The 20,066-nt window shown below is 72.9% G+C and carries 15 protein-coding genes; 5 read left to right on the forward strand and 10 right to left on the reverse strand.

Annotated elements, in window-relative coordinates; all coding sequences use genetic code 11:
• Nucleotides 1-105: 105 nt before the first annotated feature.
• Complete coding sequence (locus NI17_RS10915) at nucleotides 106-2,013, reverse strand: serine/threonine protein kinase (protein ID WP_243597685.1); 1,908 nt, start codon at nucleotides 2,011-2,013, stop codon at nucleotides 106-108.
• Nucleotides 2,014-2,169: 156 nt separating this feature from the next.
• Nucleotides 2,170-2,559 (reverse strand): Rv3235 family protein, encoded by a 390-nt coding sequence (locus NI17_RS10920; protein WP_234401887.1) that lies wholly within the window; start codon nucleotides 2,557-2,559, stop codon nucleotides 2,170-2,172.
• Between the two features lie 198 nt (nucleotides 2,560-2,757).
• On the opposite strand from NI17_RS10920, the gene NI17_RS10925 reads away from it, so the two are divergent.
• Together NI17_RS10925 and NI17_RS10930 are read left to right on the forward strand one after the other, a co-directional pair.
• Nucleotides 2,758-3,555, forward strand: coding sequence for a glycerophosphodiester phosphodiesterase family protein (locus tag NI17_RS10925; protein ID WP_068690908.1), 798 nt, complete (start codon nucleotides 2,758-2,760; stop codon nucleotides 3,553-3,555).
• Nucleotides 3,556-3,605: 50 nt separating this feature from the next.
• Nucleotides 3,606-4,979, forward strand: a complete 1,374-nt coding sequence (locus NI17_RS10930; protein WP_068691020.1) for an MFS transporter — start codon at nucleotides 3,606-3,608, stop codon at nucleotides 4,977-4,979.
• A 56-nt stretch (nucleotides 4,980-5,035) separates the two neighbouring features.
• Here the strand turns inward: NI17_RS10930 and NI17_RS10935 are convergent, their stop codons facing one another.
• The gene (locus NI17_RS10935; protein WP_068690906.1) at nucleotides 5,036-6,541 is read right to left on the reverse strand and encodes a cytochrome P450 family protein; all 1,506 of its coding nucleotides are present in this window, start codon (nucleotides 6,539-6,541) and stop codon (nucleotides 5,036-5,038) included.
• 331 nt (nucleotides 6,542-6,872) lie between these two features.
• Between NI17_RS10935 and NI17_RS10940 the strand changes: the two genes are divergently transcribed.
• Nucleotides 6,873-7,253 carry an RNA polymerase-binding protein RbpA gene (locus NI17_RS10940; protein ID WP_068690903.1) on the forward strand — a complete coding sequence of 127 codons (381 nt, stop codon included), beginning with the start codon at nucleotides 6,873-6,875 and terminating at the stop codon, nucleotides 7,251-7,253.
• Nucleotides 7,254-7,356: 103 nt separating this feature from the next.
• On the opposite strand, the gene NI17_RS10945 is transcribed toward NI17_RS10940, so the two are convergent.
• The 3 genes from NI17_RS10945 to lnt all read right to left on the reverse strand — a co-directional run bounded on the left by NI17_RS10945 (nucleotide 7,357) and on the right by lnt (nucleotide 10,526).
• A complete protein-coding gene (locus tag NI17_RS10945) occupies nucleotides 7,357-8,130 on the reverse strand; it encodes an HAD-IIA family hydrolase (RefSeq protein ID WP_068691018.1) in 774 nt (257 codons plus the stop codon).
• A gap of 107 nt (nucleotides 8,131-8,237) precedes the next feature.
• Nucleotides 8,238-8,741 carry an FxsA family protein gene (locus NI17_RS10950; RefSeq protein ID WP_068690900.1) on the reverse strand — a complete coding sequence of 168 codons (504 nt, stop codon included), beginning with the start codon at nucleotides 8,739-8,741 and terminating at the stop codon, nucleotides 8,238-8,240.
• A 192-nt stretch (nucleotides 8,742-8,933) separates the two neighbouring features.
• Nucleotides 8,934-10,526, reverse strand: a complete 1,593-nt coding sequence (gene lnt, locus NI17_RS10955) for an apolipoprotein N-acyltransferase (RefSeq protein WP_084012576.1) — start codon at nucleotides 10,524-10,526, stop codon at nucleotides 8,934-8,936.
• A gap of 565 nt (nucleotides 10,527-11,091) precedes the next feature.
• Between lnt and NI17_RS10960 the strand changes: the two genes are divergently transcribed.
• Entirely contained in the window at nucleotides 11,092-12,324 is a 1,233-nt protein-coding gene (locus NI17_RS10960) for an ABC transporter ATP-binding protein (RefSeq protein ID WP_119267568.1), read from the forward strand.
• 139 nt (nucleotides 12,325-12,463) lie between these two features.
• Here NI17_RS10960 and NI17_RS10965 read toward each other — a convergent pair whose 3' ends face one another.
• On the reverse strand, nucleotides 12,464-13,594 hold the full coding sequence (locus NI17_RS10965; RefSeq protein ID WP_068690895.1) for a glycosyltransferase family 4 protein: 1,131 nt from the start codon (nucleotides 13,592-13,594) through the stop codon (nucleotides 12,464-12,466).
• A gap of 260 nt (nucleotides 13,595-13,854) precedes the next feature.
• Here NI17_RS10965 and NI17_RS10970 point away from each other — a divergent pair, with 260 nt between their 5' ends.
• Nucleotides 13,855-15,495 (forward strand): glycoside hydrolase family 13 protein, encoded by a 1,641-nt coding sequence (locus tag NI17_RS10970; protein ID WP_068690893.1) that lies wholly within the window; start codon nucleotides 13,855-13,857, stop codon nucleotides 15,493-15,495.
• Between the two features lie 296 nt (nucleotides 15,496-15,791).
• Here the strand turns inward: NI17_RS10970 and NI17_RS10975 are convergent, their stop codons facing one another.
• From NI17_RS10975 to NI17_RS10985, 3 genes are all read right to left on the reverse strand, one after another.
• Nucleotides 15,792-18,635 carry a DEAD/DEAH box helicase gene (locus tag NI17_RS10975; RefSeq protein WP_068690891.1) on the reverse strand — a complete coding sequence of 948 codons (2,844 nt, stop codon included), beginning with the start codon at nucleotides 18,633-18,635 and terminating at the stop codon, nucleotides 15,792-15,794.
• An 85-nt stretch (nucleotides 18,636-18,720) separates the two neighbouring features.
• Nucleotides 18,721-19,611 (reverse strand): diacylglycerol/lipid kinase family protein, encoded by an 891-nt coding sequence (locus tag NI17_RS10980; RefSeq protein ID WP_068690889.1) that lies wholly within the window; start codon nucleotides 19,609-19,611, stop codon nucleotides 18,721-18,723.
• Between the two features lie 48 nt (nucleotides 19,612-19,659).
• Nucleotides 19,660-20,034: a DUF397 domain-containing protein gene (locus NI17_RS10985; RefSeq protein WP_068690887.1), complete on the reverse strand. Its 375-nt coding sequence runs from the start codon at nucleotides 20,032-20,034 to the stop codon at nucleotides 19,660-19,662.
• Nucleotides 20,035-20,066: the final 32 nt, after the last annotated feature.

The following is a 20,066-nucleotide window of genomic DNA, read 5'->3' on the forward strand; positions in this document are numbered from 1 at the left end:
GCCACCACGCAAGCCGGGAGCCGTGTGATGCGGGATGCCCTGAAGGACGCCCGAGGACGGGGGTACGGGCACCCACGCACCCGGGCGCTCCCGCGCGACACCCGCTCAGCCGAAGAAGCCGAAGTACCACAGCGCGCAGTTGGTGCCCAGGATGGTGGCCAGGGCCAGCATCACCCCGGTCACGAACCCCGTGCGCAGGCAGCGGATCAGGTACTCCACCGACACCACGTTGTTGAGCAGGAAGTATCCCAGGTACAGCGCCTGGAAGAACCCCTCGACGCTCAGCAGCCCCGGGTAGTGCCAGCCGTCACCGGTGTAGAACTCGGTGGTGGCGAACCACTCCCACGCGATCGAGGCGCCCCAGCCCAGGGGGATCTGGATGATCGGGATGATCAGCAGCGGCAGCAGTTTGACGAAGCTCCACAGGCTCGGCTGGTCGGCGACCCGGGAGGTGCGCTCGGCCCGCCGGTCGTACTCGCGTTCGGCGCGCATCCGCTCCCGATGGGCCCGTTCGGCCTCCCGGCGGCGCTGCTCCTCGTAGCGCTGCCGCTCCATCTCCTGGGCGCGGCGCTGCTGCTCCATCTCCTGGGCGCGCCACTGCTGCTCCTGGCGCATCCGCTCCTCGTGGAGGCGCAGCTCCTCGCGTTCGCGGCGGCGTTGCTCCTCGGTCGGAGAGGACCCCCGGTACAGGTCGGCGTAGGCGTCGTCGCGCGACGGCGGAGTGGCAGCGGAGTGGCCCGCGGGCGGCATCGCCGCCGTGGGCGGGGTCTGCCCGCCACTGTTTCCGTAGACGGCCGTGGGCGGAGTCTGCCCACCGGTCTGCCCGTAGCCCGCCGTGGGCGGGGTCTGCCCGCCACTGTTTCCGTAGACGGCCGTGGGCGGAGTCTGCCCACCGGTCTGCCCGTAGCCCGCCGTGGGCGGGGTCTGCCCACCGCTGTTTCCGTGGCCCGCCGTGGGCGGCGGCCCGTCGGCGCGTCCGGACTCCATGCCCAGCACCGAGGTCGGCTGCTGCGGTTCGGCGGGCTGGTCGTAGGCGACCGCACGGGTGGGCTGGTTGTCGCCCAGCACCTCGGTGGCGGAGTAGCCCGCGCTCTGCGAGCCCAGGGCGACGGTCGCGCCGCCGTCCGCGGGCGACGACCCGCTCAGCGCCGCGTTGACCCTGGCCACCTGCTCCCGGATGCCGCGCATGAACACCGGCGGCAGCCAGGAGGATCCCGCGGGGACGTCACCGAGCGCGTCGAGCACCTCGCCCGGCCCCGGGCGGCGCCCCTCGTCCTTGGCCAGACAGGCCGCCACCAGCCCGCGCAGCGACGCGGGCACCGACGACAGGTCCGGATCGTGCTGCAGGACCCGCATGACCATGGTGGGCATCGCGCCCTCACCGAACGGTCCCACCCCGCCCGCCGCGTAGACCAGCACCGCACCGTAGGCGAACATGTCGCTCTTGGGAGTGAGCGGGGCGCCCTGGATCTGCTCGGGCGACATGAACCCCGGAGTGCCGATGATCGACTGGGTGGCGGCGGTGCCCTCGGTGGCGCGGGCGATGCCGAAGTCGATGACGCGCGGCCCGTCGTCGGCCAGCAGGACGTTGCCGGGCTTGAGGTCGCGGTGGATCAGCCCCACCCGGTGGATCTCAGTGAGCGCCTCGGCCAGGCTCGCGGCCAGCACCCGCAGGCTCGGCTCGGGCAGCGGGCCGTACTCACGCACCGCCTGGTCCAGCGGCAGCGAGGGAACGTAGGAGGTGACCAGCCACGGAACCTCACCGTCGGGGTCGGCGTCGATCACCGGGGCGGTGAACGCCCCGCTGACCCGGCGGGCCGCGGTGACCTCGCGGGCGAAGCGCTCACGGAAGGACCGGTCGGTGGCCATGTGCGGGTGGATCCGCTTGACGGCCACCGGCCGACCTGCCGCGGAGCGGCCGAAGTACACCTGGCCCATGCCTCCGGCGCCCAGCCGCCCGATCAGCCGATAGCGGCCGATCCGCTCCGGATCGCCGTTCTCCAAGGGGCCCACGTTGACCTCCGCTGGTGTGCCGTGCCGTCACAACTCCTGCGATAGTAACGAAACCGACGACCTGCTCCGGGCGCTCGTCCGCGTCCGCCCCGTCCCCGCCGGGCGGCCGGACGGCGCGCACCGCCCGGCCGCCCGGCGGATGCGGCCCGCCGACTCCTAGCGCACGTCGGTCTCGATATCGGTGCACAGCCAACCGTATTCGGCGTAGACCACCCGCAGCGCCAGCGCCCGGTGCCGCTCCCCGTAGCCGACGACCCCACTCACCTCGGCGACCCCGGGCCGCGGACAGCCCAGCCGGGCCGCGCGCAGCCGGGGACGCAGCCGCACCCCGGGATAGCAGCCCGCCCGCAGCAGCAGGCGCCGGTAGGCGCCCTCGGACAGGCGCGGACGCAACTGCTCGGGCTCGCGCTGACCGGCCAGCACCTCGGCGACGAGCTGGGCGAAGCGCGGCAGGTCGTGTTCGGGGCGCACACGGCGGCGGGAGGGGCAGACCGGCACGCGCCGCGCCCGGCGGCCCCGGCTGTGGTCGTCTGCGGTGGTCGTCATGGCGTCTCCTTCGCATCGGCACCGGATCGCACAGTGATCCGTCACCCGTTCCAGAGTCGCCGCGGCCCCCGATCGACCACCGGATCCGGGACTTTCTCGCCGCCGCCCCCGCGCGGCACCGGGACGGCGGGGTCGGTACTCCCCGATCTGTCCTCTTCCGTACTCCCGCCGTTATCTCCGTCTCGCCATACTGGTCCGGTGAGCGACGTCTACCTTGCCTCCCCCACCCCCATCGGCCTGGCCCACCGGGGCGGTTGGTCCACCGACTCCTCGGGGCGGGTCCGCACCGACCTGGAGAACACCGCCGCGGCCTTCGAGCACGCGGTGCGCCTCGGCTACCGCTACCTGGAGACGGACGCGCGCGCCACCGCCGACGGGGTGCTGCTGGCCTTCCACGACCCCGTCCTGGACCGCGTCACCGACCGCGAGGGCACGGTCGCCGAACTTCCCCACTCGGAGGTGGCCCGGGCCCGGGTCGGCGGCAGCGAACCGGTGCCGCTGCTGGAGGACCTGCTCGGTTCACTGCCCGAGGCGCGCTTCAACATCGACGTCAAGGACGACTCCGCGGTGGAGCCGCTGCGCCGGGTGCTGCGCCGCACCAACGCCTGGGACCGGGTGTGCGTCGGCTCCTTCAACCAGTCGCGGCTGGAACGGGTGCGCCGGACCTTCGACCGCCCCGTGACCCTGTCCAGCGGCCCGGTGGACGTGCTGCGGCTGCGGTTGGCCTCGTTCGTCCCGCTGCTGCTGCCCCTGGTCCGACGCGACGTGTCCTGCGTGCAGATCCCCCTGCGCCACAGGGGTTTTCCGCTGCTGAGCCGCGACCTGGTGGCCGCCGCGCACCGCCTGGGCCTCCAGGTGCACGTGTGGACCGTCAACGATCCCACGCTGATGGGGCGCCTGCTGGACCTGGGCGTGGACGGCATCGTCACCGACAACACCGCGGCCCTGCGCCGCGTCCTCCTCGACCGGGGGCTGTGGCCCGCACCGACCCACTGACCGACCTTCCGAACTGCGGCACCCACCGCACTCCCAGAGAGAGCACCGCGTTGTCGACCGCCATCCCCGAACCCTCGCCCACCCCCGCCGACGAGGAGCGCACCCGCCGCTCCGAACGGCGCGCCTGGTACATGTACGACTGGGCGCAGTCGGTCTTCACCACCTCCGTCATCACCGTCTTCCTCGGCCCCTACCTCACCACGCTCGCCCAGAACGCCGCGGGAGCCGGCGACCGGATCAGCGTGCTCGGCTGGATGATCACCCCGGCCTCGCTCTACCCCTACGCCACGTCGCTGTCGGTGCTGCTGCAACTGGTGCTGCTGCCCGCCCTCGGGGCGATCGCCGACAGCAGCGGACGCAAACGGGAACTGCTGGGGGTGACCGCCTACCTCGGCGCGTTCGCCACCATGGGCCTGTACTTCGTGCACGGGGACCGCTACCTGCTCGGGGCGGGCCTGTTCGTCCTGGCCAACGTCGCGTTCGGCGCGTCCATCGTGGTCGCCAACTCCTTCCTGCCCGACATCGCCGACGAGGACGAGCGCGACGCGGTGTCCTCGCGCGGCTGGGCGATGGGCTACCTGGGCGGGGCGCTGCTGCTCACCCTCAACCTGGCGCTGTTCCTCGGCCACGAGCGCCTGGGCCTGGAGGAGGGGCACGCGGTGCGCATCTGCATGGTGTCGGCGGGCGTGTGGTGGGCGGTCTTCACCGTGATCCCGCTGGCCCGGCTGCGCAACCGGCGCGAGAGGTCACTGCGGGTCCCGGTGCGGCGGATCTCGGTGGGCCGCAGTTTCACCCAGTTGTGGCAGACCGTACGAAGCCTGCGCGCCTACCCCCGCACCCTGCTGTTCCTGGTGGCCTACATCCTGTTCAACGACGGCATCCAGACCGTCATCGCGTTCTCGGCGACCTTCGCCGACCAGGCCCTGGGCCTGGGGCAGACCGTGCAGATCGGCACCATCCTCATGGTGCAGTTCGTGGCGTTCGGCGGGGCGCTGCTGCTCGGCGCGATCGCCCGGCGCGTCGGCGCGAAGAAGGCCATCCTGGGCAGCCTGGTGGTGTGGACCGCCGTGGTGGCGGTGGCTCCGGTGCTGCAGGCGGGATCAGCCGTGCAGTTCTTCGCGCTGGGCTTTTTCATCGCGATCGTGCTGGGCGGCACCCAGGCGCTGTCGCGCTCCCTGTTCTCCCAGCTCATCCCCAGGGGCAAGGAGGCGGAGTACTTCGGGCTGTACGAGATCAGCGACAAGGGGTCGGCGTTTCTGGGGGCCCTCGTCCTCGGCGTGGTACTCGACGCCACGGGCGGCGACTACCGGCTGGCGATCCTGTCCCTGATCGTGTTCTTCGTCCTGGGCTTCGTCCTGCTGCTGACGATCAACATCCCCGCGGCGATCCGCGACGCGGGCAACCGGGTGCCCGAGAAGGTCTGAGGGTCCCGGGCACGGGGCCCGGGACCGGTCGGCCCCTCCCGTCCGCGTCCGACCCGCTATCCCCACCGGGTGAGGAGCCCTTCCAGCGGGTCGGGCCGCGCCTCCTCCGCGGCGGGAACGTGGTAGCGCGCTCCGGTCGCCCGCGAGGTGGGCGTGCCGACGCGCGCGTGGCGGGCGGAGGCGGCCCTGGAAGCGGTGTCCTCGATGGCGGCGCCGGGAGCGCTGTAGCGGGCGCCCTGCGCCCGGGGACGGCCCGCCCTCACCGGCAGCAGCCGCCGCCGGGCGCGGGGGGCGGGCTGCTCCGGAACGGCGGGGGCCGGTTCGGGCCGGAAGGTCACCGGCAGCGACACCAGCCCGTGCACCGACAGCGAGGCACGCCAGCGCAGGTCGTCGGGCGTCCCGTCCAGCACCGGGTCGAGGCGGTCGATGAGGGTGTCGATGGCGGTGATGGCGATCTCGCAGGCCAGCGCCTGGGCGGGGCAGCCGTGCGGTCCCGCCCCCCACATCAGGTGGGCGCGGTTGCCGACGAGGGCGTCGAAGGCGTCGCGGTCGCCCCGCCGGGTCGCGGGGTCGGCGTGCGCGGGGGCGAACCCCAGGACCAGCGCCTCGCCCTCCTTGATGTCGGCGCCGCCGATGCGCACGTCGCGGGTGGGATAGCGGGCCGCGAGGGTCTGCAGCGGCGGGTCGGCCCACATCACGTAGTCGAGGAAGTCGACGGAGGGCAGCGCCGCGCCCCGGTAGGCCGTGGCGACCTCGGACCTGGTGAGCAGCAGCCGCAGCGCGTTGCCGACGAGGTGCGCGGTGGGCTGCACGCCGGCCCGCAGCAGCATGGTCAGCTCGGCGGCGACCTCGTCGTCGGTGAGCCCGGCGGGATGGGCGAGCAGCCGTGAGACGAAGTCGTCGCCGGGTTCGGCGCGCCGCCGCTCCACCAGCGCGGTGACGTAGCGGTGGATGTCGGCGGCGGCGCGCGCGGCGGTGTCGGGGTCGCCGCCGTTGCGGGCCGCGCACAGCCTGGCCAGCAGGTCGCCGTACCGGGTGTCGAGGCCGAACAGGAAGTTCAGCACCATCGCGGGCAGCGGTACGGCGTAGTCGGCGATGAGGTCGGCCTGCCCCCTGGTCGCGAAGCGGTCGATGAGCGAGGTCGCCGTCTGCTTGATGGCTCCGGTGAGGCGGCGCCCGCTGAGCGCCCGCAGCCCCTCGACGATGGGCGCGCGCATCCGGCGGTGGCGCTCGCCGTCCACGGCCAGGGCGGCGCCGTGGACGCGGTCCGCCTGCCGTTCCTCGCGGGACTCCCGCCACCGGGCCGGATCGGTGGCGAAGCTGGCGGGGTTGCGCAGGACGTTCAGGTTCTCGTGGTAGCCCAGCAGCAGCCAGCCGGGGACACCGGGCCTGATCTCCACCGGGGCCACGGTGCCGAAGCGGGCGCGCAGCTCCTCCCACAGCAGCGCGTGGTCGGGGCGGTGGACGCTCTTGTAGAGGGGGACGGCCTGGGCGTGCACCGGGCAGCGCACTGGAGGGGTCGGTCCGGGCGTGGGGCGTGGACGGCTCAAACCATGGCTCACGGCAGTGCTCCTTGTGCGGGGAACGCCCCCGAAGCGTAGGAGCCAAATGTTTCGGTGATGCTTCCGCGCCGAAAGCACGTTTTTTCGACGCTGCGCCGTGCGACGCGGTCATCGCACAAAGTTTCCATCAAGCCTGTCTGAGCTGCGACGATTCATCTCCCGCAGGGAAGGTGGGATAGGTCACAATCCTGGGGTCGGTGGAACCGAAAACGGGACCCGCGTGAAACGGGGCATTCTCGCACGGTTGGGCACTCACCGTCCGGGGAATCCTGAGACCGACCACCGCGTTTACACCCACGAGACCGCAAGAGCGCCTGGAGGCACCCACACGATGGCCGAGCGAGCACTTCGCGGAACCCGACTCGGGGCGACAAGCTACGAAAACGACCGCAACACCGACCTGGCTCCGCGCCAGGAGGTCACCTACGACTGTCCTCGGGGCCATCGCTTCGCCGTCACCTTCGCCTCGGAGGCGGAGATCCCCGCGAACTGGGAATGCCGCTTCTGCGGCGACAACGCGCTGATGGTCGACGGCAAGCAGCCGCAGGCGAAGAAGACCAAACCCGCCCGCACCCACTGGGACATGCTGCTGGAGCGGCGCAGCATGGAGGACCTGGAGGAGGTTCTGGCCGAGCGGCTGGAACTGCTGCGGGCGCGGCGCCGCGAGGAGCAGAAGCACATGAGCTCGGTGTCCCAGCGGCGGAGCGCCTGACCGTACCGGGCAGCACGGGCAACCGTACGGACGACCACGCCGAGGGGCGGCCCCGGGGCCGCCCCTCGGCGTCTGCGTGTGCGCCCCGGGTCGGGGAAAGAGGTCAGGGCTGCTCCGCGGTGAAGGGGTCGTGGCTGCGTCCGACCAGGTCGGCCACTGATCCGAAGACGGCGGTGGGCCGGTAGGGGAACAGTTCCGCGGTGGTGGAGTCGGAGATCCCGGTGAGGACCAGGATGGTCTGCATGCCCGCCTCCAGCCCGGAGCGCACGTCGGTGTCCATCCGGTCGCCGATCATCACGGTGTTCTCCGAGTGCGTGCCCAGGGCGCGCAGCGCCGAACGCATCATCAGCGGGTTCGGCTTGCCCACGTAGTAGGGGGCCCGTCCGGTGGCCTTCTCGATGAGCGCGGCGACCGCGCCGGTGGCCGGGAGCGATCCCTCGCGGCTGGGGCCCTTCTCGTCGGGGTTGGTGGCGATGAACCGGGCGCCGCTCTCCACCAGCCGGATCGCGCGGGTGATCGCCTCGAAGCTGTAGGTGCGGGTCTCTCCCAGCACCACGTAGTCGGGGTCGCGTTCGGTCAGGATGTAACCGGCGTTGTGCAGCGCGGTGGTCAGTCCCGACTCCCCGATGACGTAGGCCGACCCTCCGGGCCGCTGCTCCTGCAGGAACCTGGCGGTGGCCAGCGCCGAGGTCCAGATGGACTCCTCGGGGATGTCCAGTCCGCTGCGCAGCAGCCGTGCCCTCAGGTCCCTCGGGGTGTAGATGGAGTTGTTGGTCAACACCATGAAGCGGGTGCCATGAGCCCGCAGCTCCGCGACGAGCTGGTCGGCCCCGGGGACGAGGTGCTCCTCCCGCACGAGCACGCCGTCCATGTCCATCAGGTAGTTGTAACCGGATTCATGCATCACACACCGATTGTCCCACCGGTCACCCGTGCAGCGTCCCGCCTCACGGGGGGGGACTCCCCCGTCCCCGGGGAGGGGAATCAGTTCTGCTCGGACTCGTCGTCGTGGATGACGCGGCCCTGGATGACGCGGCCCGCGCCGGGGCGGTCGTCGGGGACGCGGGCGCCGGGCGCGTGGTCGCGCAGGGTGAGCAGGTCGGCCTCCATCTGGGCGCGCGCCCGGTCCAGGTGGCGCCTGGCCCAACTCCTGACCAGCCAGCGCAGGGCGGGCCGGGTGAAGGGCAGCGCCATCAGCGCGCCCAGCAGCGCGGTGAGGAAGCCGGGGACGGCCAGCAGGACACCGCCCGCCAGCAGCATCAGCGTGTCGACCAGGTCGCCGCCCAGCGGCGTTCCGGTGCGCAGGGTCTGCTGGGCGTCGGCGTAGGCGCCGCGTCCGGCCCGGCGCGCCACCAGCACGCCGACGACGCTCAGCGCGCACAGCGACGCGATCGTCCAGGTGGCGCCGATCTGGCTGCCCACCAGGATCATCAGCCAGATCTCCAGGAACGGCAGCGCCATCAGCGCGATCAGGATCAACAGCGGCATGGTGCCCCATCCAACGCCCGGAAGTGAACTCTTACTGTGACAACGCGGCACGCCCGCCGCGCGTTCCCGGCGCGGGGAACGGAACGGCCGCCCGTCCGCACGCCCTGGGGCGGGGCCTGGAGACCTCCCCGTCCCTGACCTCTCCTCGCCGGCCGTGGTCGGCCCGGGGCCGCGGCACTCCCACCGTGCGGCTCAGCCGGCCGGAACGGGGTCGGTGTCCCTCTCCTCCGGTGTGCCCTGCTGCTTCGGCCTCTCCACCCCGCTCCGGGGGCCGCGGGCGCGCGCCAGCGCCGCGACGACCGCGCCCAGGCCCAGCAGGGTCAGCGCGGCCTCGGGCAGCGCGCCGAGCCGGGTGGCCGGGGTCAGGCCGCTCTTGGCGGGGACCTCGGCGACGTGGACGTCCGGCTCCGCCTCCGGGGAGCGGTAGCCGACCCGCCCCCGCTCGTCGACCACGGCACTGATTCCGCTGGTGGAGGCGACCACGGCGGGCCTGCCGTGCTCCACGGCGCGCAACTGGGTGATGGCCAACTGCTGGTCGGACTGGCCGGTGAAGTTGTAGTTGGCGTTGTTGGAGGGCACCACGATGATCTGCCCGCCCGCGTCCACCGACTCGCGCAGCGGACGGTCGAAGGCGACGTCGAAGCAGATGGCTGCGGCGACCGTGGTGCCGTTCAGCTCCAGCGCTCCCGGCTCGGTGCCGGGCACGGCGTCGCTGCCGACCTGCTGGAGGCGGGTGACGACGGTGGCGAACACGTCGCGGAAGGGGACGTACTCGCCGAAGGGCACCAGGTAGCGCTTGGTGTAGTGGTCGCCCGGGCCCGTCTCGGGGTCCCACACGACGCTGCGGATCTCGCGCTCGGTCCCGTCGGAGCTGTAGCGGGTGATGCCGAACAGCAGCGGGACCCCGATGTCCGCGGCGGCCTCGGAGATGAGCTCGGCCGCCAGCGGGTCGGCGTAGGCGTCGATGTCGCTGGCGTTCTCGGGCAGGACCACCAGGTCGGGCCGGGCGGCCTCGCCCTCGCGGACGAGCCGCGCCAACTCGTGCACGCCCTCGACGTGGTTGCGCAGCACCTGCATGCGTTCGCCCAGGATGTTCGTCTCGCCGGCGTTCGGAACGTCGCCCTGGACGAAGGCGACGGTGACGGTGTGGTCGTCCTCCAGTTCGGTCGCGCGCAGGGCCGCGGCTCCGCCCAGCGGGAGGAGCACCGTCGCGGCCAGGCCGCCGACCAGCGCGAGTTGCAGGCCCCGGTGTCGCTCCCCGCGGAGTGCGGCGTGGACCGCGCGGGCCGCGGCCACCAGTGCCGCGCCGGTCAGGGCCACCGCGAAGGTGACCAGCGCGGAGGAGCCGAGCGCGGCGTAGCCGGAGAAGGGCGTGTCGGGCTGGCTGAACGCCAGTTTCCCCCACGGGAAGCCGCCGAGGGGGAAGCGGGCGCGGCAGAACTCCTGGGCCACCCACAGGGCCGCGGTCCACAGCGGCCAGCCCGGAAGCCGGGACACCAGCGCGATCCCCATGGCCATCGGCACGAAGTAGACGGTCTCCGCGGCGGCGATGACCAGCCACACGTCGACACCGAAGACCTCCTGCCACCTGATGAGGGGAACCATGAGGCAGGCGCCAGACAGGGCTCCCAGCCAGGCCGCCCGCCGGGCGCGCACACCGTGGACGGCGGCCAGGAGCAGCGCCGGTCCCAGAACCGCCAGAGGCCACAGTCCGTACGGGGGGAGGGCGGCGAGCTGGGCCAGTCCGGACAGCGCGGCGGCCAGTGCCCGAAGGAGCAGGATCACGCCAGCAGCTTACGGGGTGGCGGCGGGATTCGGAACGCGGAGGGATGCGGGGAGCGCGGAGAAAGGCCCGAACACCCTTCGGACCGGTTCCGTCCCGTAGGCGGCGAGCTCGGAGACCGTTGTCTACTGGATGTTCAGGCCTTCTCCGGGTCCAACCCCCCGCCCGGCCGCGGTGTACTGGTCCTCCCACGCCGTGCGCCGAACCTGGTGGGTGGCGCGGCGTCCGACGCGCGAGTCTCCAGGCCGCCGACCGGTCCGTCCAGTGCTGGACTGGCCGTCAGCCTACCCAGACTCGGGCACTCGTCCACCACCGCGCAGTGCTCGTGTGTCGGCCCGCGGCGGCGGGGACGGCGCGCGGCTGCGGCGCTTCCGTCCAGTGACGGCGCGTGCCAGGCTAACGCACCGGTGCCGATGACGCCAATCCCCCCGAAACCGAAAGAACCGATCAACTCGATCAAAAAATCGATCATTAGCGAGGGAGATATAGACAAAACGATCGGTCATGGTGTTCGATCTGAGTGACACACCGATCCGTATCGGTCAGCTGCAAAGGAGCTGTTCACTCATGGCCGAGATCGTCCTCAGCGGCGTCGACAAGATCTACAGCGGCGGCGTCAAAGCCGTGGACAACCTCAACCTGGAGATCAAGGACGGCGAGTTCATGGTTCTCGTCGGCCCGTCCGGCTGCGGCAAGTCCACCGCGCTGCGGATGATCGCGGGTCTGGAGGAGATCAGCGCGGGCACCCTCAGCATCGGCGGCAAGGTCGTCAACGACCTGCCGCCCAAGAGCCGCGACATCGCCATGGTCTTCCAGAACTACGCCCTCTACCCGCACATGACGGTGGAGCAGAACCTGGCGTTCGGCCTGAAGCTGCGCAAGACCCCCAAGGCCGAGATCGAGCGCCGGGTCAAGGAGGCCGCGGCGATGCTCGGCCTGGAGCCCTACCTCAAGCGCAAGCCCGCCGCGCTCTCCGGTGGTCAGCGCCAGCGCGTGGCGATGGGCCGCGCGATCGTCCGCGAGCCGCAGGCCTTCCTCATGGACGAGCCGCTGTCCAACCTGGACGCCAAGCTGCGCGTGCAGATGCGCGCCTCCCTGCACCAGCTGCACGAGCGGCTGGGCGTGACCACCATCTACGTCACCCACGACCAGGTCGAGGCGATGACCCTGGGCGACCGCGTCGCGGTCCTCAAGGACGGCAAGCTGCAGCAGGTCGACACCCCCAAGAACCTCTTCGACCACCCGGTCAACCTGTTCGTCGCCGGCTTCATCGGCTCGCCCGCCATGAACTTCGTGGACGCCCGCATCGAGGACGCCGGGGACGGCGGCGCCCTCCTGCGCTTCGCCGACCACACCCTGAACGTGGGCGCCGACAGCGTGCGCGAGCACCCCGGCCTGTCCGACTACTTCGGCTCCGAGATCATCCTGGGCATCCGTCCCTCCGACTTCGAGGACGCCGAGTTCGCCGCGCACAACGGCAGCGCGATGAACATCGTCGCCGACGTCACCGAGGAACTGGGCACCGAGATCAACGTGATCTTCGGCGTGGACGCCCCGCCGGTGCAGCACGAGGCCGCCGCGGCCCTGGCCGCCGACGCCTCCGACGACGACAGCGACGAGGCCCTGCCGCTGTCGGGCGGCGGCAACAAGACGTTCTTCACCGCCCGGGTGAACCCGCGCAGCTCGGTGCGTCCCGGCCAGCCGGTCGCGCTGACCGTCGACACCCGCCGCCTGCACTACTTCGACTCCTCCAGCGGCCTGGCCATCGGCCACCCCGCCAACACCAAAGCCGCCGTGTAGTCCCCCCGTGCCGCGAGGGGCGCCCCGCACCGCGGGGCGCCCCTCCGCCTTTCCCGGACCGCCGCCGACTGCTCCTCCCGCCGCCGCCCTGCGGCGGAGCGCCTCCCGACCACGCGCCGAGAGGCCTCTCCCGGAGGACTCAGTCCAGCAGCGCGAACAGCCGCTCCGCCGACGCCTTCCACGTCCACTCGGCCAGCACCCAGGCGCGCCCCCGCTCCCCCATCGCCCCCGCCGCCGCGGGGTCGGCGAGCAGGGCCACCAGGTGCCCGGCCACCGCCCTGGGGTCGCGGCCGTCCACGACGAACCCGGTGCGGCCGTGCCGCACCGCGTCAGGCGCTCCCCCGGAGTCCCCGACGAGCACCGGAAGCCCACTGGCGGCCGCCTCCAGGTAGACGATGCCCAGCCCCTCGGCCTCCAGACCGAGGCGGCGGGTCCGCGAGGGCATCGCGAACACGTCGGCGGCGGCGAAGAAGGCGGGCAGCTCGGCGTGCGGATGCCCGCCCGCGAACACGACCTCCTCCTCCACCCCCGCCCACGCCGCCAGGTCGCGCAGCCGCCGCTCGTCGGGCCCCTCCCCCACCACCAGCAGCCGCGCCCCCGGAAGACGCCCCCGGACCCAGGTCATGGCCCGGATCAGGGCGTCCACCCCCTTGCGCGGCACCAGACGCGCCGCGCACAGCACCACCGGCGCCTCCCCCAACCCGTAGCGCGCGCGCACCCCCGAGCCGTCCACGCCCGGATGGAACAGGTCGGGGTCCACCCCGGGGGTGAGGCGGACCAGCTTGGCGCGGTCGGCGGGGGCCAGGGCGCGCTCCAGCTCCGCGCGGGTGAAGTCGCCCAGACAGGTGAGCACGTCGACCTCACGGCCGATCCGGCGCAGCAGCGCGCGGGAGCCGGGCAGCCGCGCCCACCACACCTCGTGCCCGTGCGTGATGGCCACGATCCGGCGCGCGCCCGCCGCGCGCAGCCGCCGCGCCGCCAGCCCCAGCGGCGCGGCGGCGCCGAACAGCACCCGGTCGCAGGCGTGCTCGCGCAGCAGCGCGGCGGCCCGGTCGGCCACCCGCCGGGTGGGCAGCAGGGTGGCGGTCGCCTCGCGCACCACCGGAAAGTCCAGGCCCGCGTCGAAGTCCCGGTCCCCGGGGGAGGTGGAGGTGTAGACGACAACACCGTCGCGGCGGGCCATGCGGACGGCCAACTCATAGCAGAACGTCTCGATCCCGCCCCGGCGCGGCGGGAAGTCGTTGGTCACCAGCAGTGTCCGACCCGGCATCGGCACGGCCCCCGTCCCTCGTCGCTTCCGTCCCCTGCCCCGTCCGCCCGGCTCCCGCACTCCGCGGGCCGTCCCGCCGTCTCGGGACGGCGTCCCGGAATTCTCCGGCGTTTTCGGGAAACACCGTCAGTGTCGCGCGAACCCGCGCTCCGATCCAGCCCGAACCGCGACACCTCCGACCGGAGCCGCAACGACCACGCACCGCGGGCGGCAGACTACCCTTCGCACTCCTTCGACTCCGCGATCCCGATGGGAGACCCATGAGGCAGGACTGGTGGCACGACGCCGTCATCTACCAGATCTACCCGCGAAGCTTCGCCGACTCCGACGGAGACGGCGTCGGCGACCTTCCCGGCATCACCCGACGCCTGCACCACGTCGCCGAACTCGGGGCGGACGCGGTCTGGCTGTCGCCCTTCTACCCCTCTCCGCTCGCCGACGGCGGCTACGACGTCGCCGACTTCCGCGGGGTGGATCCGCGGTTGGGCACCCTGGAGGACTTCGACGCCCTGGTGACCACCGCGGACCGCCTGGGACTGCGGGTCATCGTGGACATCGTCCCCAACCACACCTCCGACCGGCACGAGTGGTTCCAGCGGGCGCTGGCCGCCCCTCCCGGCTCCCCCGAGCGGAACCGCTACATCTTCCGCGACGGCCGCGGTCCCGACGGGTCGCTGCCGCCCAGCAACTGGCAGTCGATGTTCGGCGGCCCCGCCTGGACCCGGGTGGCCGACGGCCAGTGGTACCTGCACCTGTTCGCCCGCGAGCAGCCCGACCTGAACTGGTTCAGTTCCGAGGTGCGCGCGGAGTTCACCGACATCCTGCGCTTCTGGTGCCGCCGCGGCGTGGACGGGTTCCGCATCGACGTGGCCAACGCGCTGGTCAAGGACCTGAGCGAACCACTGCGCGAGGTGGTGCCGCACGACGATCCCACCGGGGTGGACCCCTTCACCACCAACCCCGACCACCCGCACTGGGACCGCCCCGAGGTGCACGACATCTACCGGGAGTGGCGGCGGGTCCTCGACGAGTTCGACCCGCCCCGGATCGCCGTGGCCGAGGCGTGGCTGCCCAGCGAACGCCTGGTCCGCTACCTGCGCTCCGACGAACTGCACCAGGCGTTCAACTTCGAGTTCCTGCGCTGCCCGTGGAACGCCGCCGCCTACCGCAGGGTCATCTCCACCAGCCTCGCCGACGCGGCGAGCGTGGACACCCGGGCCACCTGGGTACTGGCCAACCACGACGTGGTGCGGCCGGTGTCGCTGCTGGGCCTGCCCAAGGGCACCGACCTGAACGCCTGGCTGCTCAGCGACGGCGCCGACCCCAAGGCCGACCTGGCGCTGGGCCGGCGCCGGGCCCGCGCGGCGGCGCTGCTGGAGCTGGCGCTGCCCGGCTCCGCCTACCTCTACCAGGGCGAGGAACTGGGCCTGCCCGAGGTCGCGGACCTGCCCGCCGACGTGCTGCAGGACCCCACCTGGGAGCGCAGCGGCCACACCGGCAAGGGCCGCGACGGCTGCCGGGTGCCGATCCCCTGGGAGCGGACCGGGCCGTCCTTCGGTTTCGGCCCGGCTCCGGGGTGGCTGCCGCAACCGGACGACTGGGGCGAGATGTCGGTCGAGGCCCAGCGGGACGATCCCGCCTCCTTCCTGACGCTGTACCGGACCGCGCTGCGCCTGCGCCGGGGGTTCTCCCCCGATCCCGGCTTCTCCTGGGACGCGGAGTTCGACCGCGGCGACGTGCTGGCCTTCCGACGCGGCACGGACCTGCTGGTGCTGGTCAACACCGGCTCCGAACCGGTTCCCCTGCCGCGCGGGCAGGTGCTGCTGGCCAGTGCCGACCTGCGACCGCACGTCCTGCCCGGCAACACGGCGGTGTGGCTGCGCACCACGGTCGCGGACTGAGACCCCCTCCTTTGTGCCGTAGACCACAGGAGTCGCCCAGGTGAGGCAGCGCCCCCGGGCGGACCCCGTGCCGCCGGGGCGACGCGGTCAGGACCGCCGTCACCAGCAGCGTGAACCGGTGCCCGGGCGGCGCGGCGCCGCCCGGGCATGGCAGATGCCGTGCCCGGGGCAGGCGCGCAGCGCCCGCGTCCGCCCCTGCCTCCACAGACGGACGCGGGCGGAAGGGACGTCCCGCGCGGCGCGGGCGGTGGCGGCCCGGAAGCGCCCCGACCGCTCCGGCGCCCTCCCGGCGCCGGTCAGCCCACCGAGGAGTAGGCGACCACGCCGCGCAGCAGCGCGTCGGCGGCCTGCCGGGCCGTGGTGCGCACCCCGCCGTCGGCGGGGGCGGCCTGGGCGATCTGGCCGAGCAGGTCGATGAGCTGCTTGGTGGTGCGCACGAAGTCGCCGGCGGGCATGCCCGCCTCGTTGAGGATGAGGTCCAGCCGGTCGCCGCGCGCCCACCGATGGGTGGCCCACACGAACCCCAACTCCGGTTCGCGCAGGAACGACACGCGGTGCCGGTGCTCGATGTCGTGCAACTCCCCCCACAGCCGCACCATGTCGGTCAGCGCCTCCTCCACGGGCCCCGCCGGGACCCGGGGGAAGGCGTCGTCGGACCGCCGCGACTCGTACACCAGCGCCGACACGCACGAGGCCAGCTCCTCGGGGCCCAACTGCTCCCACACCCCGCGCCGCAGCGCCTCGGCGGCCAGCAGGTCCAGTTCGGAGTAGATGCGGCCGAGCAGCCGCCCCTCCTCGGTGACGGTGTCGTCTTCGAGGTAGTCCAGTTCCTCCAGCACCCCGCAGACCCGGTCGAAGGTGCGGGCGATGACGTGGGAGCGGCCCGCGATGCGGCGCTCCAGCTCGTCGGTCTCCTTCTTGAGCCGGAAGTAGCGCTCCGCCCAGCGCGCCCGGTCCTCGCGGCCCTCGCTGTGGTGGCAGGGGTGCTCCCGGATCCGTGCGCGCAGCTCGGCGATCTCGGGATCCTCGGCCGACCCGTCGCGGACGCGGTGCCGCACCGGGGCGGCCGGCAGCGTGTCGAGCTTGCTGCGCAGCGCCGACGCCAGGTCGCGGCGGGACTGGGCCGAGCGCGCCGAGAACGACTTGGGCAGCCGCATCCGCCCCGACGGCTCCACCGGGATCGGGAAGTCGCTGGCGTTGACCCGTTTGACCTGACGGTTGACGGTCAGCACCAGCGGCGCGGGCAGCGGGCCCTTGTCCAGGCCCGGGTCCAGCACGACGGCGTAGCCGGACTGGCGTCCCGAGGGGATGCGGATGATGTCGCCGGGTTTGAGGGACCGCAGGCTGCGCTCGGCCTCCCTGCGGCGCGCCGTGCGCCGGTTGCGCTGGGCGTCGCTCTCCAGGTCGCTGAGGCGGCGGCGCATCGCCGCGTACTCCATGAAGTCGCCGCGCGGGTCCTCGGCGGCCTTGGCGTAGCCCTCCAGCGCCTCCTGCTGCTTGCGCAGCTTGCGCACCAGGCCCACCACGGCGCGGTCGGCCTGGAACTGGGCGAAGGAGGACTCCAGCATGGCCCGGCCGCGTTCCCGGCCGACCTGCGCGACCAGGTTGACCGCCATGTTGTAGGACGGCTGGAAGCTGGAGTTGAGCGGATAGGTGCGGGTTCCGGCCAGGCCCGCGACCGCCTCGGGGTCGGTGCCCGGCTGCCACACCACGACCGCGTGCCCCTCCACGTCGATGCCGCGGCGCCCGGCGCGGCCGGTGAGCTGGGTGTACTCGCCCGGGGTGAGCGGGGCGTGGGTCTCGCCGTTCCACTTGTCCAGTTTCTCGATCACCACGGTCCGGGCGGGCATGTTGATGCCCAGCGCCAGCGTCTCGGTGGCGAAGACCGCGCGGATCAGCCCCTGGGAGAACAGCGTCTCCACCACCTCCTTGAAGGTGGGCAGCAGCCCGGCGTGGTGGGCGGCGATGCCGCACTCCAGCGCCTGCAGCCACTCGGAGTAGCCGAGCACCGCCAGGTCGGGCGGGGGGATGTCGGCGCACTGGCGTTCGGCGTACTCGCGGATCTGGGCGGCCTCGGTCGGGGTGGTCAGCACCAGCCCGCTCGCCACGCACTGGCGCACCGCGTCGTCGCAGCCCGCCCGGCTGAAGATGAAGGTGATGGCGGGCAGCAGGCCCTCGCGGTCGAGTTCCTCCACGATCTGCACGCGGCTGGGCGGCGCGAACTTGCTGCGGGGACGGGGAGCACCGCCGCGCGCCCGCGCCTGGGGGTGGCGGCGCTGGTAGGCCAACTGGGTGACGCGGGCGTCCTCCTCGGCCAGCCGGACGAGCCGCGGGTTGACCAGCAGCCGTTCCCCGTTGACCTCGATCTCGACCGCGCGCTGCGCGCCGGAGCGGTTGCGGCGGCGTTTGCGGGACCCGCGCCCCTTGTCGTCGGCCTCCGGCTCGGCGGCCCCGTTGTCGGGCTCCACGAACAGGTCGTGGATGCGGGTGCCCACCATCACGTGCTGCCACAGCGGCACCGGGCGCTTCTCGTCGACGATCACCGAGGTGTCGCCGCGCACCTGTTGCAGCCACTGCCCGAACTCCTCGGCGTTGCTGACCGTCGCGCTCAGCGCCACCATCTGCACCGACTCGGGCAGGTGGATGATGACCTCCTCCCACACCGCGCCGCGGAACCGGTCGGCGAGATAGTGCACCTCGTCCATGACCACGTAGGCCAGTCCCGACAGCGTGGCCGAGCCCGCGTACAGCATGTTGCGCAGCACCTCGGTGGTCATCACCACCACGGGCGCCTCGCCGTTGATGCTGTTGTCGCCGGTGAGCAGACCGACCTTCTCGGCGCCGTAGCGGCGCACCAGGTCGGTGTACTTCTGGTTGGACAGCGCCTTGATGGGGGTGGTGTAGAAGCACTTGCGGCCGTCGCGCAGCGCCAGGTGGACGGCGAACTCGCCCACGACGGTCTTTCCCGACCCGGTGGGCGCGGCCACCAGCACCCCGTGGCCCGTCTCCAACGCCTTGCAGGCCCGGACCTGGAAGTCGTCGAACTCGAATCCGTACAGGGCCTGGAAGTCCTCGATGGCGCGGCTGGACTCCTGCTGTCGCCTGCGGAACTCGGCGTAGCGAGCGGCATAAGTGCTCATACTGGTCAGCCTAGAGGGTGGTGGGGGCGGCGCGCTGCCACCGCCGTCCGCGCCCCGCTCCGGACCGGCCCGCCGGGGCGCCGGGTCAGCGCCGGGGCCGCGCCATCAACACGCGTACCGAGCCGGGAACCGCCTCGCAGGTCAGCGGAGGTTCGGCGAGGCGTTCGCCGTCAGCGTAGGCGACCACGCCGACGGGGCCGCGGACGGTGACGGTGACGCGACGGCCGCGCAGCATCTCCACCTCGGGCAGGCCCGGGTGGGAGCCGGTGAAGACCCGGGGGAACAGCCGCAGGAAGCGGGCCCGCCCCACCGCGCGCACCAGCACGACGTCGAGGAGTCCGTCGTCGTACCGGGCCTCGGGGCAGATGCGCATGCCGCCGCCGTAGCAGCGGGTGTTGCCGACCGCGACGAGCATCCCGTCGGCGGCCAGGCGGCGGCCGTCCACGTCCAGGGTGTAGTGGAGCGGGGTGAAGGAGCCCAGTTCGGCGAGCACCCCGGCGACGTAGTCGAGTCGGCCCAGCCGCAGCCGGAAACCGTTGACCCGTTCGTTCACCCTGGAGTCGAACCCGCAGGCGAGCACGCTGAGGTAGTGGCGGCCCGCCGCGGCGACGGTGTCGACCGCGACCGTGCGTCCGGCCAGGACCGCCCGGGCGGCCTCGTCCGGCGCGCGCGGCAGGCCCAGTTCGCGGGCGATGTCGTTGCCGGTCCCCGCGCCCACCACGCCCAGGGGGACGCCGGTGCCCGCCACCGCCTGCACCGCCAGGTGGGCCAGGCCGTCACCGCCGACGGTGACGAGCGCGTCGGGTCGGTCCGCGGCGAGTTCCCGGGCCAGGCGGGCGCTGTCGGAGGCCGAGTCTCCCGCGGCCACGTGGACCTCGGCGCCCCGGGCGCGCAGCCGTTCGAGCAGCGCGGCGGCGGCGACGGCGGCTCCGCGCCGTCCGGAGGCGGGGTTGACCAGCAGGGCGACGGTCGGCACGGGGGATTGGACCTCTTGTCCGGTTGTCCGGGGGGAGCGGCCGGTCGGCTACTCGGCCCCGGCGTCGGTGCTGTTGTGGGGCGAGGGCACCGCGGTCACCGGGACCTCGCCGCGCTGGATGGCGATCTCCTCGGGGCTCAGGTACTCCTCGGGAATGTCGAACTCGCCGTCCTTGGCGCCCAGCACGAACGCCTCCCACTCGGCGGGGGTGAAGAACAGGATGCCCTTGTCGGGGTTCTTGCCGTCGCGCACCGCGCGGTAGCCGTCGTCGAACTTGGCGACCTCGACGACGGCCTCGGAGTCCTCGCTGGACAGCGAGGAGCGCATCCACACCGCGTCGGTGGTGTCGTGCCACTTCTCGTTGCCCTGGGCCTCGGGCGGCAGGTCGCGGCGGGGCGTGTCGGCGGGGGTCTGCTCGCTCATGGGTCTCTCCTGCTGGCTGTCGTCCGGACCGG

It is taken from the genome of Thermobifida halotolerans (assembly GCF_003574835.2).
Taxonomy (GTDB): domain Bacteria; phylum Actinomycetota; class Actinomycetes; order Streptosporangiales; family Streptosporangiaceae; genus Thermobifida; species Thermobifida halotolerans.